Source organism: Kiloniella laminariae, from assembly GCF_027214005.1.
Lineage (GTDB): Bacteria > Pseudomonadota > Alphaproteobacteria > Kiloniellales > Kiloniellaceae > Kiloniella > Kiloniella laminariae_A.
Genome location: NZ_JAPWGY010000001.1, coordinates 922,494 through 940,239, shown reverse-complemented (window position 1 = coordinate 940,239; position 17,746 = coordinate 922,494). Strand labels below are relative to the sequence as shown.

12 protein-coding genes are annotated in these 17,746 nt (G+C 54.4%); 8 read left to right on the top strand and 4 right to left on the bottom strand.

The window, feature by feature from the left end:
• Nucleotide 1 precedes the first annotated feature (1 nt).
• Both O4H49_RS04315 and O4H49_RS04310 read left to right on the top strand, forming a co-directional pair.
• Nucleotides 2–3,082, top strand: a complete 3,081-nt coding sequence (locus O4H49_RS04315; protein WP_269422187.1) for a hypothetical protein — start codon at nt 2–4, stop codon at nt 3,080–3,082.
• A 165-nt stretch (nt 3,083–3,247) separates the two neighbouring features.
• On the top strand, nt 3,248–3,604 hold the full coding sequence (locus O4H49_RS04310) for a hypothetical protein (RefSeq protein WP_269422186.1): 357 nt from the start codon (nt 3,248–3,250) through the stop codon (nt 3,602–3,604).
• 295 nt (nt 3,605–3,899) lie between these two features.
• Here the strand turns inward: O4H49_RS04310 and O4H49_RS04305 are convergent, their stop codons facing one another.
• Complete coding sequence (locus O4H49_RS04305; RefSeq protein WP_269422185.1) at nt 3,900–4,859, bottom strand: hypothetical protein; 960 nt, start codon at nt 4,857–4,859, stop codon at nt 3,900–3,902.
• 79 nt (nt 4,860–4,938) lie between these two features.
• Here O4H49_RS04305 and O4H49_RS04300 point away from each other — a divergent pair, with 79 nt between their 5' ends.
• From O4H49_RS04300 to O4H49_RS04280, 5 genes are all read left to right on the top strand, one after another.
• A complete protein-coding gene (locus tag O4H49_RS04300; protein ID WP_269422184.1) occupies nt 4,939–5,295 on the top strand; it encodes a hypothetical protein in 357 nt (118 codons plus the stop codon).
• Between the two features lie 222 nt (nt 5,296–5,517).
• Nucleotides 5,518–5,805 carry a hypothetical protein gene (locus tag O4H49_RS04295; RefSeq protein ID WP_269422183.1) on the top strand — a complete coding sequence of 96 codons (288 nt, stop codon included), beginning with the start codon at nt 5,518–5,520 and terminating at the stop codon, nt 5,803–5,805.
• Nucleotides 5,806–5,919: 114 nt separating this feature from the next.
• Entirely contained in the window at nt 5,920–6,873 is a 954-nt protein-coding gene (locus tag O4H49_RS04290; RefSeq protein ID WP_269422182.1) for a hypothetical protein, read from the top strand.
• A gap of 130 nt (nt 6,874–7,003) precedes the next feature.
• Nucleotides 7,004–7,669 carry a hypothetical protein gene (locus O4H49_RS04285; protein ID WP_269422181.1) on the top strand — a complete coding sequence of 222 codons (666 nt, stop codon included), beginning with the start codon at nt 7,004–7,006 and terminating at the stop codon, nt 7,667–7,669.
• 91 nt (nt 7,670–7,760) lie between these two features.
• Complete coding sequence (locus tag O4H49_RS04280; protein WP_269422180.1) at nt 7,761–8,972, top strand: hypothetical protein; 1,212 nt, start codon at nt 7,761–7,763, stop codon at nt 8,970–8,972.
• Here the strand turns inward: O4H49_RS04280 and O4H49_RS04275 are convergent.
• The 3 genes from O4H49_RS04275 to O4H49_RS04265 all read right to left on the bottom strand — a co-directional run bounded on the left by O4H49_RS04275 (nt 8,954) and on the right by O4H49_RS04265 (nt 12,756).
• Nucleotides 8,954–10,411, bottom strand: coding sequence for a terminase (locus tag O4H49_RS04275; RefSeq protein ID WP_269422179.1), 1,458 nt, complete (start codon nt 10,409–10,411; stop codon nt 8,954–8,956). The two genes, O4H49_RS04280 and O4H49_RS04275, sit on opposite strands and share 19 nt — an antisense overlap.
• A 56-nt stretch (nt 10,412–10,467) precedes the next feature.
• The gene (locus tag O4H49_RS04270) at nt 10,468–11,025 is read right to left on the bottom strand and encodes a terminase small subunit (protein ID WP_269422178.1); all 558 of its coding nucleotides are present in this window, start codon (nt 11,023–11,025) and stop codon (nt 10,468–10,470) included.
• Nucleotides 11,026–11,232: 207 nt separating this feature from the next.
• Nucleotides 11,233–12,756 (bottom strand): hypothetical protein, encoded by a 1,524-nt coding sequence (locus tag O4H49_RS04265; RefSeq protein WP_269422177.1) that lies wholly within the window; start codon nt 12,754–12,756, stop codon nt 11,233–11,235.
• A gap of 422 nt (nt 12,757–13,178) precedes the next feature.
• Between O4H49_RS04265 and O4H49_RS04260 the strand changes: the two genes are divergently transcribed.
• On the top strand, nt 13,179–17,606 hold the full coding sequence (locus O4H49_RS04260) for a DNA topoisomerase (protein ID WP_269422176.1): 4,428 nt from the start codon (nt 13,179–13,181) through the stop codon (nt 17,604–17,606).
• The last annotated feature ends 140 nt before the right edge of the window (nt 17,607–17,746 follow it).

The window sequence follows — 17,746 nt, the reverse complement described above, 5'->3', positions numbered from 1 at the left end:
TGTGGACGTCAGACAGCGGTCTCCGGCCATGCAGCACCTTCCCCCTCTTCTGCGTTTACTGGCTATCTCAGCCGTTCTTTCTCTCTGCTCCTTGCCTCAACCGGCAACTGCCGGGGACCTCGATGAAAGACTTCTCCCTGCATCTGCAAAGCTCGCAACCCAAAAGACCTCTACCCGGGTGAACACCCCCACTCAAACTGCCCAATCCCCCGCCACCCCCGTTTCACCTGTTCCATCAGATTTTGAGCAAGAGGCATTTCCGCCCCCGACAGCAGGGAACCTGACCTGGGCAGAACGTCCGGATGACGAGATATTTGTCTTTGGCCTCCAGCTTGAGCGGTATACGCTGAGCGATGCCTTTTTGATTTTCTATGATGGCAGGGAAGCTTTTGTGCCGCTCGGCTCTTTTCTGGAAGCCCTCGAATTCCCCATTACTGTCGATCCGGAAAGCGGCACAGCTTCAGGCTGGTATCTTAATGATGACCGGGCCTTCTCTCTCGACCTTCACACCAGCCGGGTAAGCATAGAAGGTCGTGTCCGTCCGATCACGCCAGGCCGCGTTGAACGTCACCCCGACGATCTCTATGTGTCTTTGTCAGAACTGGAAAGCTGGTTTCCCCTTCTGCTCGAGGTCCAGTTTCAGGAACTTCAGATCTCCATCCGCCCCCTCGAACCCTTGCCGCTTCAGGAACGTATTGCCCGCGAGATCCGTCGCGCCCACCTGACAGATCCCCAGGTGACAAAAAAACTGCAAAGGATAGAGCCGGAAAACGACTGGTTCGAATGGCCTTTCGTTGATACCAGCATCCAGATCTCCGGTCGGAACACGGCAAACGAACGACAGGGACAAGCCCGCCAGACGACCACGGTTGCCGGGATCATCGGCGGACTGGACAGCGAAGCGACCACCATTGCCAGTACAGATCTTGAAAACCCGAACATGCGCCTGCGTATGGGACGCCAATCTCTGAGCGGCGGGCTACTGGGGCCTCTCGATGCCCGCTCTTTTACCATCGGCGACGTCTCAACCCCTGATCTGCCTCTGGTAGCTCAAAACGCTGTCGGGCGGGGGTTCGAGATCTCGTCATTTGATCTTGACCGGTTGGAACAGACCAACCGTGTCACCCTCCGTGGAGAACTGCCGATCGGCTGGGAGGTCGAAGTTTACCGCAACGGCGAATTACTTGACTTTCAGACTGACCAGGATATCGGCAATGGCAGATATGAATTCGTCAACCTGCCCACACTCTCCGGCTTCAACGAATTTCGCCTGGTATTTTTTGGTCCACAGGGACAGAAACGTGAAGAATATGAACGCTATTTTGTCTCGCCGGAACTGGCTGAACCGGACCGGACTTCATTTCGCCTTGCCTTTAACCAGGCCAACCGTGACCTGATCTCCTTTGACGACCAGCAGAACAGCAAGACGGATGATGGTGAAAACCGCTTCATCTTTCAGGCAGAACACGGATTAGGCGAAACCCTTTCTGTCACAGCAGGTCTCGCCTTGCTCTCGGTAGACGGCGAGCGACGGCAGTACCTCTCGACTGGCGCACAGACTACCCTCTTTGGCACCCTCGGCAATCTCGATCTGGCCATTGATGATACGGGCGGCCTGGCCATTGGGGGACGGGCGCAGACCCAGCTTGGGTCCTGGTCGCTTTTTGGCGAACAGGTCTGGTACCAGGATTTCCATTCGGAACAATCAGGAAGCGGGACTGCCGACAATCATCTTCGCAGCAGCACAACGGCAAGAATTAATGGGCACCTTCCCGATTTCGGGCTTGGACATCAACCGGTTTCGGCCTCCATCGCCCATGAGCGAGGCGAAGACGGCAATTGGCAAACCACTATTTTCAATCGCCTCTCAACCGTTGTCCGTCCTCTGAACCTCGCGCTTTCTTCCAATACCCGTTTATCCCGTGATCAGGAAACCCAAAGCGACGCCCGTTTGCTGGTCAGCACTCTGGTTGATGATTTCCGCCTGCGCGGCGAACTCGGGTTTGATGTCGCTCCGGACTCACAGTTCACCCTGGCTGCCTTTACCACGGACTGGCGTATTAATCAGGATATGGGGGCCCGGGCAGGCCTGCGCCATTCTCGCGGCGAAGAAAGTATCACCACGGCCAGCCTGGGCCTGAACCGACAGTATGAAAATTTTTACCTCGGTCTTAACGTCGATGCCGACAGCAAGGGCGATTACAGCGCCCGCCTCGGCTTGTCCTTCAGCTTTGGCCACAACCCTGCCAATGATACCATCGAAGTTCGCGGCAGACCTTTTGCCCGGCAAAGTGCTGTCAGCGCACAGGTTTTTCTTGATCGTGACAACGACGGACAGTTCGGCCCCGGCGATGAAGCCATCGAGAACGCCGGATTTTCAGGCACGCGCCTTCCTCGAGAAACCACGACAGATCAGGAAGGCGCCGCCTTTGTTGTCGGGCTGCAACCCTACAAGGCTGTAGATATCGCCCTGAACGAAGCCACTCTGGAGGACCCCTACTGGATGTCAGCCCAACCTGCCCGACAACTGGTCATGCGTCCGGGAACCACCACATCACTTCAGTTCCCCGTTATCATGACGGGCGAGATCGACGGCATAGCTCTTTTGTCAGCCCCTTCAAAAACTCCTCTTAAAAGTGATCCATCGCAGGAAACTTCCGAAATCCCCTCAATCGTGGCGCCGGGCGAAACACCCACTGTCCCGGAAATCATCTCCGATGATCTCCCTCATGACATTCCAGGCAACACCCGGGGCGACATTCCGGATGACGTCCCAAAAAACCTCGGATCTCCCGGCCTCGACAATTCCGGGCAGAACCTTGACTTGCCTGCAGGGGCAGAACCTGGAACAGGATTGAAAGTACGGGTACATGACAGCCAAGGCACCCTTGTTGCTGAGAGCATCACAGCCTATGACGGGTTCTTTTTTATCAACCGCATCCCTTACGGTCATTACCGCCTGAGCCTCGACCCGGAACAGCTTGCCCTGCTTGGCTTCGAACCGGGTCCGACGCAAGAGCTGACGATCACAGACGACCAGCCCTTTGCCGAAAGCCTGACCCTGACCGCAATCAAACTCTAGAGCGCCCCTTCTTCTAGGCTAAACTCCTGATTGATTGATTTGAAAAACATAAAATAACTGAAATTCAATTTCTTGACAGATATCAATTACTAGATCAATATTCAATACAACCTTAAAGACGCATTAGGCCTTTGGAAAAGCAAACCGCTTACGCCAACTGGAACCATGACCACACCGATTGAACAGCTTTCATCTTCTGGCAGTGTTTCCCCCACGCCGGCTTCCCATAGCGGAATTTCCTTCGCCCTGAAACCGGCCGACAATTATACCGACACGACTGGCGTGAACACAAAAGCCGTCAAGGTCGAGCCAGAGGAAAAAACAACCCGGAAAATAACGTCGAACAGCTTTATGAGCAAATTTCTTGGTGGTATCGCAGGGACAGTGATCGGGGCATCACTTGCTCTTGTCTTCAGCTGGCTCACGATTGAATTTATCGGTGGCAGCTATGGGCTCAGCACTATTATCCTGGTTCTTGTCAGCGCCGCGGTTGGCTATGCCCTGGGACAGATGTTCGATTAAATTATTTACCGCGAGCTGGGGCACTCCGTTTTCTCGCCCGTTCTTTACCTCTGACCATTACAGGAACATATACAGGGTCATTGGCTCAGGACCTTCCCTGAAACCAAAAGCGCCGCTTGGTCACAAGGACCTCACGGCGCTCAGGTACAATCAATCAGTCGTGGGCGCATCCTAGCCAAATTAGGAAAGCCTGCAACTGCTAATTTTTCATAAACCCATTTTGACACAAGCCTTAACAGATACTTAACACGCAACACCTGCAAAGCCGAAACAAAACTGGCCCGGAACAGCATCCTCATCCCTTGCCAAATCTGGCCCGCCGGGCATTCAGGCTCGACAACTTTGGTGCCTTGCGAACGGTGGAAGGCACAAAGGACACCCCGACCCCATACTGCGGATTTTCTTCTTCAAATGCATAGGGATAAAGAACCTGTGTTGCCTGCTCATAAAGCGATTGCACAGGTGAAGCCAGCCCCTGATTGCCATCCTGTCTTTCGCGCAATCCACCACCTGAACCTGCTTCAGAAAGGCCGGACAGATTTCCGGACCCATAGCCGGACTTGATCCCTGATACCTGTTTGCCATTTCTGAAATCCGAGAGTGCTCGGGTCGAGGTATTGGTCGGGGCCTGAATGCCCAGCTCATTCAGTCCGGCATAGGCATAGTTGGCAAACTGGTTAACTCCGGGAGCCCCTCTCCCGCCAGCAAGTCCCAATCCAAGCCCAACCGCATCGAACTGATCCACACTTGCCAGCTGCCCGGTTTTCGGATCAAGGCTTAAATGTGAATCCACGCCCGGCATAAAAAAAGATCCAAGCCTGTGCATAAATGCTGCAAAGGGACTACGATGCCTGGCGATTGCCCGCCGGGAATTCTCGGTAATCGTCTCATATCCCCTCGCTTTTCCCATCTCTTCAAGCTGCTCGGGGGTATAGGCTTCAGCCTCGGTTTTCCAACCGCCCCCCATTACATCAGGAATTCTGGAAAGGCCGTTGAGTGCAGCATCCTCCTCATCAAAGAACTGATCAAGCGACGCCAAAGTGGCTTGTTTAGCCTTGGCTTTGGTTGTTGTTCTCTCGCTTGGCGGTTTATTCAGCTCACGCGTTGCAATGCTCCGATTACTGTTGAAATTATCCGAGCGCCCGTTTCCTGTCGCGTCACTTCCGCCCCTGCCTGCGCGATCTGCCAGATCTTTGTTGCCAGTATTGCTATGACTACCAGTACCTCTCGCACCGCGGCTTGATCCTTTTGGCATTATCGAATCTCCTTATGGTTGATGATTGACTCTTTTTTGCTCTGCTTTCATTTTGGAGGCAGAAAAAAGGAACCAGTCCATGTCTGTCCGGATATTTTTTGCACTATTTCTCGCCACCTCACTGACCGCTTGCTTGGACCCGCTGGTTCAGGTTGGTGTAAAACTGGGAGTCCATACGACCAACAAGGTTACTTCCAGCCTGGAAGAACCTAGCTATGGCAATGCTAATCCTGATGGCAACACAGGAACTACCTCAAAAAAAAGCAAACAGACCCATGTCTCTCCCACAACACCACCTGTGCTGATTTGCACAAAAGAAGGAGACAGCAGTAAGTCGATCACACAAAATGATGTCGAGCAGATAGTCATCGAAAAACGCTGCGAAGCAGAAAGTGACACCGACAGCCGATATTACAAAGCCAGCCCCAATAGCTGAAAAACCCTCACCTATACCAAATCCCTAACGCAGTTATCCCGGAAAAGTGTAGGTATTACTTCCAACTTCCACAAAGTATCTGGACTGCTGCTCCGATAAAATCTGCCCTCTCCCGGTTCCGGCTTTTGCTTTCTTGACAACGCTGCCCTTGCCCCGCCACCATGCTCCGCACACAAGGCAGGCCTTCTTCTCACAACCGTAGCAACAGTTTAATGGCACCAGATGACCTACCGACGACACATACTTGAAGGACTGCTTTACCTGCTTTTCCCCCATGTCGGTCTGGCGGTCTGGATCAGCGAACGGGTCTCTCCGGCGTGCAGCGGTGTCCTCGCGGCGACCTATGGTCTGTTGCTTGGCTATCTGATCTTTATCGACCGACCGGTCTTTTCCTATCATCTTTCTGATCTGATACTTGTTCTGCTGACTCTTTACATCGCCCTGCCCGGCCTGTTTTTCCTCGCCCGATCGTTTGATGGCGAGGACGAAGACGATAATTCGGGATACTGATCCCGGATACCGGGCTTGAAACTTGGCAGCAACCACAAGTGGCGTCACACTGAACATCTGCAGCTCATCCGCTGTTTAAATATTTTTTGAATATTTTCACAAGGAGAACCACAGATGACAAAACACCCGGATCACGCCACAATTACCCTGTCTCAAGAACGCCTTTCTCTGGAAATGGACGGGACGGAAATTGCACACGATTTTTTTGACTATATGCAGGCCTACGCGACAGAAGCCTTGCCTGATCGGCTCGAGCAACTCTCCCCTGATCTGGCGGGACGGCTCTGCCAATACCTGCAATCCCTTGTCCAGGATCCCGCTCCACCTGACCCGGACTTGCTTGAAGCCTATCTTGCCTATCTTGAGCCCCAGGCCATAGCAAGTGAGAACCTCGGTGATTTCAACCGCTTCCGGCAAGCCTTGCAGCAAACGCTTATCCAGCTTTCCGAACAACTGACTTTCAAGCCGGCCTCACCGGGCTTTGTTGAGGGCGCCATTCAGAAAGCGGTTATTGGCCGGGACCCGAAAGATCTGGCAGAAACATTGATCCTGATTTTCAAAGCCCTCGCCAAAAGAGCCGAATTGACCCGTCCTGATACTTTTGATCTGGTCAACAAAGCCTTTTCAAGGCGCGGGGATTTTCATGTCTGTCAGGTGGATGAATTCATTTTGGCCAAAAGCTTTCCCATGAAAGACCTGTTTTCCCGAGATCCGCTCGTCATGAAACTACCCGAAGTCTGGCGCCTGTTGGACACCGCCGATAAAACCGACTTTGTCGTCCCCGCCATCGCAGGGATCACCATCGCCCTCAGCAGCAGCCCGGGAAAGTTTCAATCCGATGGAACAGGCAAAGACATGGTTCTTGCGACATATTCAGACGCTCTGGCTGGATTGATCAACTTTCACGTCACGGCAAAGATCCTGTCCTGGTCGGCGCCCCGTACTGTCAAGGTTACCCTCTTCGCCTCCCCTCAACATATCCCTTTGAATAGCGAGAAACTCCAGAAATACCATCTAAACATCGCCGCCCGTGTGTTTGTGACCCATTATTACGCGATTGTCAGATAACGCCGCCTATTCCAGGGACATAAACCCTCTCGACAGCAACCGCTCTCCTCTCGTAATTACGGGGGGCGACCCCTCTTGCGTCTTTTGTCAACACCCCCTAAGCTCGACACAACTATTGGGGGATATTTTTATGAAACCAACGATCAAGGCGCTGTTACTGACGGCCACTGTCCTGCTGCCTTCCCAGACCCCTTCCCTTGCGCAGGCCGATATCAACGGGCTGGAGCGCCAGACCGCGATCTGGCTGGAACAGATGCAGTCCCTGCCGCCCGAGGCACAGGAATTTCTCGCAAACGAAAAGCACCATCTGACAAACGACTTCACCGTCTATCCCCCGGCTCTTCTGATCCCCCTCCAAAGCCTGTCGACCCACTTTACCGAACCCGGTGAAGCCATGGGCTATATCGCCTGCATGAACGAAGCCCAGGTGAAGAAAAATGTTATGAAGACAGAACAGGGGCAGCAGAACCTCAAAAACATGCTGGACAGTGTCCCGCCTGAATACCGGGATTTCACGCAAGAAATGGCCGACAGGTCCATGAACATTACCCTGCGCGAACAGGTCACCGCCTGTGCCTGCGACAACAAACACAGCTGGGAAAATATCCTGACCCCGGCCCACCGCGACAGCTTTAACAAAATAGCCCAGGGGATCAGTCTGACAGCAGAAGACCGGAAGACCCTGGCCACCGAGGCAAGCAGCTTCACCCCGCTCAGCAGCGGCTACGACCCGATGGAATGCAGCCTCAAAGCCATCGGCCTCTACGACGAATACCTGAAAATCCGGGGTTATTGATTTCGTTCAATCATCTCAACATGGTAGTTTTTTATTGAATATAATAGATTCAGAAAAAATTATGACACTAAAGAACTAGGAATAATAAACCTTGAGTGATGATCCATTTTTTGCTCTGCCGGAAGATTCTAACTGGAATGCGCTCATTGGAAAACAAGGGTATGAAGAAAATTACGTAGATGGGTATATTGGTGCAGCACAGGAACTAGCTAATATAATTCTTGAAAAAGACATGTATCATAAAAGAGATACATTAGTATTACCAATATTGTACAATGCCCGACATGGGATAGAACTAACGTTAAAGATGACTATAGACTATCTTGTTTCAAATAAAATATTAAGTCACAGCCACCCCAAAAATCATAATTTAAACTCACACCTAAACCATTTAATAAATGGACCAATTCCTGACGAGGAAATAAATCAGTGCCTCATAAAATTAAGACCATTTATTGAAAGTCTCGCACGAATTGACAACGATGGCCAAGAACTACGTTTTCACAAAAATAAAGATGGCAGTAAAAGTATGCCTAATTATTCATTAGTTAATATTGAAACTCTCCAAAATAGTTTAAAATCACTATCGAAAATATTATCTGATCTAAAATATAGAACATTTGATTATTGCAGAGAAATAAAAACAAAATCACATACCTCCAAATGCTCCAGAAATGATTTATTTAACATTTCTAAGATGTTACCAAAAAGGAGTGACTGGGGTCGATCAGAATTTAACACCATTAAAACTATAATAAAAAAACGATATGGCCTCTCAAATAAACAATTTTCATTAGCATTAGATAAAATACTAATAAATCGCGAAATGTGTACCAATATTGATATCGAACACGAACTATTACATATAAGAGATGATCGTGCTCTTTTTCTCATTCAGCAATGGTTACAAATTCACCCACCAAGGGCACCAGGATTTCGACTTCCTCCCAATAATTATAGTAGCAAGGAATGTAGACGAGCACAGGAGGCTAGACATTCAGTAATAAAAAAAATCGAAAATCACTTTTCAATTGATGAGTTAGCCGATTTCGAAACAATATTTTATTTAGCACGTGACAAAATTTATACTGAACTATATGAGCAAGAATTTGAAATAAAACGCAAAGAATACTCAAAGCACAACAAAGATAAAAACCTTGCACAAGAAATTCATGGTCTATTAACAAAAACAAATTTTGCCACCTATTTTTCTATAGGAACGTCAATACTGGGTAGACCTTCATTATCCAGAAAGATTAATGAGCTTACACAAATTGCACTCCCTTACCCTCCCGGTTCGTAATCCATAATCGCCGTATCGAAGTCGCCGATATCGTCGCCCCATTTGACCACCTGTTCGGCGAAGGTCAGGGCCAGCGCGTCGGCGACGTCGGGCGAGTGCAGGCCGCGCTTTTTCATATCGGCTTTTTTCTCCAGCTGCAGGCGGTTTTTGGCATCAAAGCCGTACTCGATCCCGGTCAGATCTGTTTCCAGTTCCGGGTCGTCGGCGGGAATATCGCCTGATTTGAGCCAGTCGCGCAGGCGACCCCACATTTCGGCGCGTTTGTTGAGGTAGGTCTTCTGGTCCTGCGCCGCCGCCCCGGCATTGACGTCGATCACATCATGGCCCAGCTGGTGCAGCCGATCGACCACACCGCCGCCAACCCCGACCCCGTCGACCAGCACCCCGTCGGGTTTGTACTGCCCGATGGCCTCGATCACAAAGCTGGCCAGCGCCATGGTATCAACCCGGTATTTGCGGATTTCCAGCAGCTTGCGCCCCTGACGGATCAGGATCACCGACTGGTCATCACCAAACCTTGCCACATCGACACCGATAACAATCGCCTGCCCGGCCTGTGGCGGCAGGTTGCGCGCCTGGGCCTCGGCCACCAGCTGGCCAGAGATAAACTGGGTCGAGCCCGCCCGCGGGAACACCCCGCGCACCCGCACACGAACAAAATCGCTGTCCTCGCCATAGTCCTCGACCCACTGCTGCATCAGCGCGGCATTTGTGCCTTCGACCGCGCGGCTGTCGATCTGGCGGCTGTGCCAGCGGTGGCGCAGGCGGTTGAAACATTCGAAAAAGCGCCCGGAATTGCGCGTCGGGTTGCCAAAGACAAAACGCATCGGTTCGCCATCGGTCAGGCCCCCGTCCGACACCTCCCAGATTTTATCCGGTACTGCCGATGCTTCATCAAACAGGTAAAAGGGCGTCGAGTTGGCGGCGTGCAGCCCGGCAAAGCTTTCGGAATTTTCCTCGCGGCAGGTCTGGGCATCACAGCGCCAGCTCTCGCCGTGGCTTTTGTGGCTCAGCGACATGTTGCCCTTGCTGGCGGTGTACTGAAACCAGTGCCCGGTCAGGCAACGACGATGCCACTTGCCCAGCTCGGCCCAGGTCTTGGTCCGCAGCTGATCCCCGGTGTTCGATGTCACGACACCCTTGGCAAAGGGCCGGGTCGAGAGAATAAACAGGATCAGCCAGGCCGACATGGCCGACTTGCCAATACCGTGCCCTGATGCCGTGGCAATATCGGTTGGCGCAACGGGATGCACGCCGTCAAAACCCTTGCTGCGGATTTGCTCGCCCAGATGGGCCAGATATTCGCGCTGCCAGGCACGCGGCCCGGCGAAATCCGCCAGATCGCCCCGGCCCCAGTCAAAAGCCCAAAGCACAAACCCCAGCGGATCAGCATAAAAACGCGCACAATCCTCGGCAATGTCCAGATCAACCCTGGCCATAGGCGGTTCCAATCCTGTGATGTTATGAAATCTCTTAAACAAGCCCGCAAGGCGGGTCAGTCGGCCTTGTCGGGGGCTGTCCCCTGCACCCGCTTGCGCCCGCGGGCGAGGCGTTCCATCAAGGCGCTTTCGATGCCGACATCAACGCGTTCCTTGAAGGCCTGCACCGCAACATGTTTGCCGATCAGCTCCAGCGCCTTGCCCGCCCCGGCGTACTGGAACTTGTATTCCCCCGCCGCATCAGGCACCGGGCTGCGCTGCATACAGCGTTCGAACAGCTCGACCGCCCCGCGCAATACATAGTCCGCATCAATCTTCAGCCGTTCGGATCGTTCCGCCAACGCCTGATCCACCGCCAAGCGCACCGCTGGCATGGACAGAACCCGGCTGCCGCTCTGCTGCGCTCCCGCCTCGGAATAGCCCGCCCGGATCGCCGCCTGTGTGGCATTGAGATCAATCAGATACTCCGCAACAAAGCGGCTTTGCCGCACAGATAATCTTGTGTTGGGCTTTACTCTGGACTTTACGGTGGACTTCGTCTGTAGATTTTCAGATGCCTTGTCAGGATCTGACGCACCGGCCTTCCCGGCTTCCGGTTTTGACTTCTGCTGCACAACCCCTCCAAAACCGTTCAAGATCAATAGACTGAACAGAATTTTAAGCGAGCTAGAGCCGCCACTCAATTCATCATGCACAAGACAACATAATCAAAACCGGATGGCCCGGAAGGGAAGCATTCCCTTTCGGAAAAGGCGGTTCCCCCGTCCCTTCTGCGCCCATCCCCGCTGCTCGTCACTCCCGGCCGCCCCATTTTCACAAACTCAATTACCCTGTTCCAGATTTTTTAAATCGGATTGAATGCGGGCGATATCTTTCTGGATTAACCCCAGTTGCTCTTCATATCCCGGTTTTTCAGGATCAAAGTTTGAACTGGCCGCGATTGATTTGCTGATATCAGGATTATCAAGATAGAATTGATAGGCATCAGCTTTGATCCGCAAGGCCTGCCTCAAATAATCAGTTTTCTTCTTGGCAACGCCCAGTCTGTGAAGGATGGAGCCATGCCCGTCTTTTCCTTCTGCCCAGTAAATTTTACTATAGATGTCTTCATCATCAATTACGAGGCTGTCCAGCAGCTCAAAAGCAACAAGGGCTTCTTCAAGATAATCCGAGTTATTTTCTACAGCCATCAAGAGATTTAGGCCTTTAATCTGCCCTCGCAAAGCATCTTTCCAGAACCAGGAGCTATTCGGCAAAGCCGTCATGACGTCCTGATATCTGGCGACAGAGGCAACAAGATGTCTGTTTATTCCGGTCAATTCGGCCAGGTTATATTCAATTCCGGCCATTGCAAATTGGGCAGCCGCCCAGTCATACAAATGATTTTCTGGCAAATGATTTTCTGGCAAATGATTTTCTGGTGAGCTTGCCGCAACAACCTCCTGATAAGCCTCAAGGGCCTCTGCATAATAGGAAGGATCACCCGTCATGGCCGCAAGGATGGACTGCACATATGCATAGCCCATCATGGTTTCGGGCCAATAGCTTCCCTCATCGGCAACACCTTGGAGTATCAGTCGTAACGAGAGGGTATTATAGGCATCACTTCCGGTTTTAACCTCCTCATAATCCTGGGCCCTTATACCATAGACAACATGTGCATAAGCTTCCCGACGCATAAACAGATACCGGTGATAGTCTGATATTCCCGCGACAGCTTCCGCGGCCTTGCCATAGTACCGGGCGGCTTCCAGCTGACGCCCCTGGCTAGTGTTATAAATGGTCAGGGCATCAGCACCCAAAACCGAATAAAGGGCAGAAGCCATAACCGGGTTCGCCGACAGTTCCTTTTGCCCGATCACCTCAAGCTCTTTGAACAGATTGATATAATCTTTATGAAAACGATTTGCTTCACCATCTGATATTTTTCTCCTGAGCTCTGCAAATCCGGTGATTTCGGGCCAATCGGCCTTACGAACTTCAGCCAGCAGCACCAGTTGTTGCAACATGCTCTGGGCAGCACTGTCATTCCACCTTTGTTGCTGGCGCTCCCTCCCTTCAGGAGTTGAAAAGAAAAGAAGACTGGAGGCAACCCTTTCATTCAGACCAAGCTTGCCAGCGAGATCTTTGTAAACAGCAGGATCAAAAACCCCAAAAAGCGGATCGATAATCACGCGGGCCTGCAAAAAGAAATCCCGACAGCTCCCTGCGTCTGTCTCAAGATCATCAAGATTGTAAAACGCACATTGATAGGCCACAGCTTCGGTAAACTCTGGCAATGTTTCCGCAGCAGACACGGCAGGCACTTTCATCCCCAACAATCCAGCCGTCATCAGGCCGCTCATCAACAAAAATCGTGGGGAAAACGTTCTTCTGAACTCAACAACCCACTGGCTTTTTTGTGCCTGCCTCACCTGCATCCCCATACCCCGATTGAAATCACACAAAAACAATGCAGCCTGAGATAGAAAAAAGCAACGGTACATTATCGGGAGGACCCGGAAGGGAAGCATTCCCTTTCGGAAAAGGCGGTTCCCCCGTCCCTTCTGCGCCCATCCCCGCTGCTCGTCACTCCTGACCGTCCTCCCGAACCAGCCCGGACTGACAAAGTCCAAAACCGGCCAGATAAAATCACCAAGACAAAACCGCCACCAAAACCCATCCTCATAACTCCCCGGGTTAAAAAAATCTCTATTAGGGACTTATGCTTTTGTCGGCTTTGGGCTAAAAGCATGGACGGTTGGGTTAGTGAGTTAAGGATTGCGGATTGTCGACCATAGTTATTACGGAAAAGACCTCTCAGAAGCGGGATGTCCAGGCGGCGATTGGCAATGACTACGGGCGCATTCTTCCGGCAGAGGGTCACCTGCTGAGTCTGCAGGAACCGCAGCAGGTCGAAAGCAGCTGGGGGCGCTGGTCCTTTGATCTGCTCAAGCCCGATGATTTTTACCCCACCTGCCCCGCGCCCGATGCCTCGCCCTCGGCCAAGTCAAAGCTGCAGGCCATTGCCGATGCGCTCAAGACCGCCACCCGCGTCATTATCGCGACCGACTGTGACCGCGAAGGCCAGCTGATCGGCGAAGAAATCCTGCGACACTACAAGTTTTCCGGCAAGGTCGAACGGGCCATGTTCACCGCGCAGGATGAAAAGACCCTGCGTCATGCCTTTGCCCATCTGGAACCGAACGAGAAGTATTTCAATCTCGGACAGGCGGCGATTGTGCGCCAGCAGGCCGATCAGGTCTATAACCTGTCGCTGACCCGCGCGGCGACGGTGGCCTTGAAACAGCCCGGACAGTACGGGGCCATCGGCATTGGCCGGGTCAAGACCCCGACCATGGCGATTGTCTGCATGCGCGAGCTGGAAATCAGGGACTTCACACCCCAGGACTATTTCCACCTCGTCGCCACGGCCAATGTCACGCTGCAGCTGGGCACAGAGGCCGAACCGAGGGAAGAAAGCGGCACGCTGGACCTGCGCCATGCGCCGAAAGACAAGATCCTCGACCCGGATCAGGCCGAGGCCCTGCGCGCGGCGGTCGAGGGCTATCAGGGGCCGATCAAGGCCGAGAAGAAGATCAAGTCGACCAAACCGCCGCGCCTGCTCGATCTGCCGGAACTGCAAAAGATCTGCGCGCGCCGCTGGGGCTGGACCGCTGACAAGACCCTGAACATCGCGCAGGAACTGTACGACGGCGAAGGCAAGAAGATCCAGACCTACCCCCGCGCGGAATCTCGCTATCTGGCGGAAAACCAGATCGAGGACATCGGCGAGATCATTCAGGGCCTGACGGGTCTGCCGCAGTACCAGAACATCGACCTGAGCAAACCCGAAGTGCGCAAGGGCAAAAGCGGGCATTTCTCGGACGCCGGGCTCAAGGGGGTTTCGCACCACGCGATTGTGCCGAACAAGAACACCATGGACCGGATCACCACGATCTATCCGCGCCTGACCGAAGACGAACAACGCATGTTTGATCTGGTCGCCAGTTCCTACCTCGCCATTCTCCTGCCGGATTATATCTATGAGTCCACCACCGTGGCCATGGATGTGCCTGTGACGCTGCCCAATCCGGACGGCAGCGCGGGAAAGGAAAAGATCCTCGACTTCAAGGTCACGGGGAACATTCCCAAGGAGCCGGGCTGGAAAGCGGTCTACACCGATGTGATGGAGAAAAAGGACGAGGACGCCAGCGAAGACGGGCGCGAGCTGCCCCCGGTGCAGGACGGCGACCTGGCCACGCTGACCCCCGTGACCACCGACAGCAAAAAAACCAAGGCCCCGCCCAGATATAACGAAGGCACGCTGATTGATGCCATGCAGAACGCCTGGCGTTTTGTCGAGGACAAGGAGCTGAAAGAACGGCTCAAGGAAGCCAAGGGCATCGGCACCCCGGCCACCCGTGCCTCGGTGATCACCGGGCTGAAGGTACAGAACTTTCTGGCCCAGAGCGGCAAGCACATCATCCCGACCGAGGCAGGCCTGACGCTTTACACCACGCTGAAGACCGCCGCGCCTGAACTGGTTGATCCCGGCGTGACCGCGATCTGGGAAATGCATCTTGATGACGTGCTTGAGGGCAAACAGTCGGCCCGCAAGGTCTGGGATGATATCGGCAACGACACCGCCCGCCTGATCAACATCATCAAGACCAACGCCGCCTCGGCCCCCAAGATCAACACCGGGGTTGCCATGCCCAAGGGGGCCGGACGGGGCAAACCGACCGACAAGATGAAGGAAACGGCAAAGTCCATCGCCGCCGCCCGCGGCCTCAAACTGCCCAAGGGTTATACCTCGGACTTTGAGACCTGCCGCGACTTTCTCGATGAACATCTCGGCGGCAAGGGCAAGACGGAAAGTCCCGAGAAAGTCCGCGAGCGCCAGATCGCCAGCATAGAAAAACAGCTCTCCGGCGGCATGATCAGGGGACTGGGGGCCAAGGCGGCCAAGCAGCTGGCGGAAAGCTTTGGGCCGGAGACTTTCACCGTCATCTGCGAGCAACCGGAAAAGCTGGAAGCTCAGGCCAAGGACCTCGGCCTGAGCAAGGCCAAGCTCACTTTGCTCAACGACTGGGTCAACGAACGCCGCAGGGGGCAGGAACTCTCCGGCTTTCTGCACAGCCACGGGGTTGAGCCCGGCCGCGCCCTGCGCCTGCTTCAGGCCTGGCCCGACAAGACAGCTGCCGAGATTGCCGATCTGCTCAGCGCCGATCCCTATTGTTTCCTGCGCCTCACCCGCGGCCTGCCCTTTGACATGGCCGATACCCTGGCCAGGCATCTGGGCCGGGAAGCCAACAGCCTGCCCCGCGCCCGTGCCGCGCTTTATCACGCGCTGGCCCAGGCGGCGGATTACCGCGGCAAGAACGCCCTGCTCAGCCAGCTGGAAAAACGCCTCGGCCTGCCGCTGGATCTGCTGACAGCGGCGCTTCAGGCGGAACTGGATGACAAACAGATCCATCTGGTCAAGGACCGCAAACGCTATGAAGAAAAACCTGCTGGTTACGAGGCCGAAGAGCTGATCCTGCGCGATCACTGGCAGGCGGAACAAAAGATCGGCAAACAGCTCAAGACCTTGCGCACTGGCACCGCGCTCTGGGCGGATATCGAAGCCGACAAGGCGGTGGACTGGGTGCGGGACAAGGGCAAGATCCCCCTGACCATCAACCAGAAACAGACGGTGATCGGCCTGCTCGCCAAACCCGACACGGGCAAGATCCGCCTGCTCAATGGCAGCCCGAACACAGGCAAGATGACCGTCACCCGCGCCTTCCTGCGCATCCTTTCAGCCAAGGGCTTCAAAATCGCCCTGACCTCGACCAGCGCTGGCGAGGCCCGCGCGCTGACCCGTGATCTGGCAAAAGACCCGGCACTCAAGGACCTCGGCGTCACCTCTCTGGTCAAGCTGCTGGATTACAACGTCAAAACAGGCAGCTTCAAACACACAAACCGCAAGCCGCTGGACTGCCAGCTGCTGGTGATTACCTCTGCCGCGCTGATGGATCGCGCCCTGCTGCTGGCGGCACTCGACGCCCTGCCCGAAGACGCCGGACTGCTGCTGATCGATGACATGACCCGCCTGCCCGCCGCCGGATCGGGCCGGGTGCTTGAAGAACTGACCCGTCAGGCCGATGTGCCCTGGCTGGCGCTGTGGGATCTGCCGCCAGAGCTGGAACACAACCGCCTGTCCGATAACCAGCTGCGCCTGTTCCACGGCAGACCGCCCAACCTGAAGCGCGAAAAGCCAGCTGCAGAAATGCAGCAAAAAATCGCCGAGGACAAACATCCCCACCCCTCGCGGATCAAGGATGGCAAGCCCGTGACCCTGAAAACCGGGCCCAACGCCCAGGGCAGCTTTTATCTGGTCGAGGCCGCAGATCCGGCCGACAGCCTGCGCAAGATCACCGAAATCATCACCAACCGCCTGCCAAAATCCTTCAAGCTTGATCCGCTCAGGGACCTGCAGATCATCTGTCTTTCCGCGGTCGGCGAGCTTGGCCCGCGCAAGCTGAACCTGCGGCTGCAACAGCTGCTCAACCCGCCCGAAGACGGCCTGTTTGTCGATCGTTTCGGCTGGCGTTTCAGGGTTGGTGACAAGGTTACAGTGAGCGATAATGACCCCGAGCGCGACCTGCTCGCGGGCGACTGTGGTATCATCAAGGACATCACCCGCGATGACCTGCCGCCCCTGACCCCACAGTCTGCCCGGCCTGTATCCGCCACCGCCGCCCTGACCGCCGGAACGTCACCAGTAACAGAAGCGGCAACAGACGCGACATCTGAATCCGCGCAAAATCTGGAAAACAACTCCCGACCGGACACGGGTCCGCAGTTGGATGCAGCCCCCCGGCTGGAGACTGGCCCCCAGTTGGATAGTGGCCCGAGGCTCGACACAGGCCGGGTGACCATCGACTTCCAGGGCAAAAGCCACGACCTCGCCTTTGACGAACTCGACCGCCTGTCCCTTGCCTACGCCCTGCACGCGCCGCGCAGCCGCGCCCAGCAAAGCACCGCCGCCCTGATCATCGCCCCGACCCCGGCAAAAAGCGGCAACAAAGGCACAGCCAGCGCAACAGACACCCCGAACTTCCCGGGCGCCCCCACGCCAGAGGAAAAACAAACCCTCTACAGCGCCCTGACCCACCCCCGCGACCTCGCCATCCTCCTCGCCCCCAAATCCGCCGTCGACTGGGTTTAGGGGAGAGTTTTTTCTGGTAGAGCAGGTTTGACGGAAACCTGTCAGGCAGTAATTAAAAGACTGCTTTGTGCCATAAGCAGTCATCAACTGAGAATTCCAGAGGCCGCCAAGGCGCGGAAGATCTATCCCCATGATCCAAT

What these genes read in the sequence shown, in the direction of transcription:
- O4H49_RS04295 (WP_269422183.1), top strand. Translation starts at nt 5,518, where the DNA reads ATGACCTACCGACGACACATACTTGAAGGACTGCTTTACCTGCTTTTC.
- O4H49_RS04285 (WP_269422181.1), top strand. Translation starts at nt 7,004, where the DNA reads ATGAAACCAACGATCAAGGCGCTGTTACTGACGGCCACTGTCCTGCTG.
- O4H49_RS04310 (WP_269422186.1), top strand. Translation starts at nt 3,248, where the DNA reads ATGACCACACCGATTGAACAGCTTTCATCTTCTGGCAGTGTTTCCCCC.
- O4H49_RS04265 (WP_269422177.1), bottom strand. Translation starts at nt 12,756, where the DNA reads ATGAGCGGCCTGATGACGGCTGGATTGTTGGGGATGAAAGTGCCTGCC.
- O4H49_RS04290 (WP_269422182.1), top strand. Translation starts at nt 5,920, where the DNA reads ATGACAAAACACCCGGATCACGCCACAATTACCCTGTCTCAAGAACGC.
- O4H49_RS04300 (WP_269422184.1), top strand. Translation starts at nt 4,939, where the DNA reads ATGTCTGTCCGGATATTTTTTGCACTATTTCTCGCCACCTCACTGACC.
- O4H49_RS04275 (WP_269422179.1), bottom strand. Translation starts at nt 10,411, where the DNA reads ATGGCCAGGGTTGATCTGGACATTGCCGAGGATTGTGCGCGTTTTTAT.
- O4H49_RS04305 (WP_269422185.1), bottom strand. Translation starts at nt 4,859, where the DNA reads ATGCCAAAAGGATCAAGCCGCGGTGCGAGAGGTACTGGTAGTCATAGC.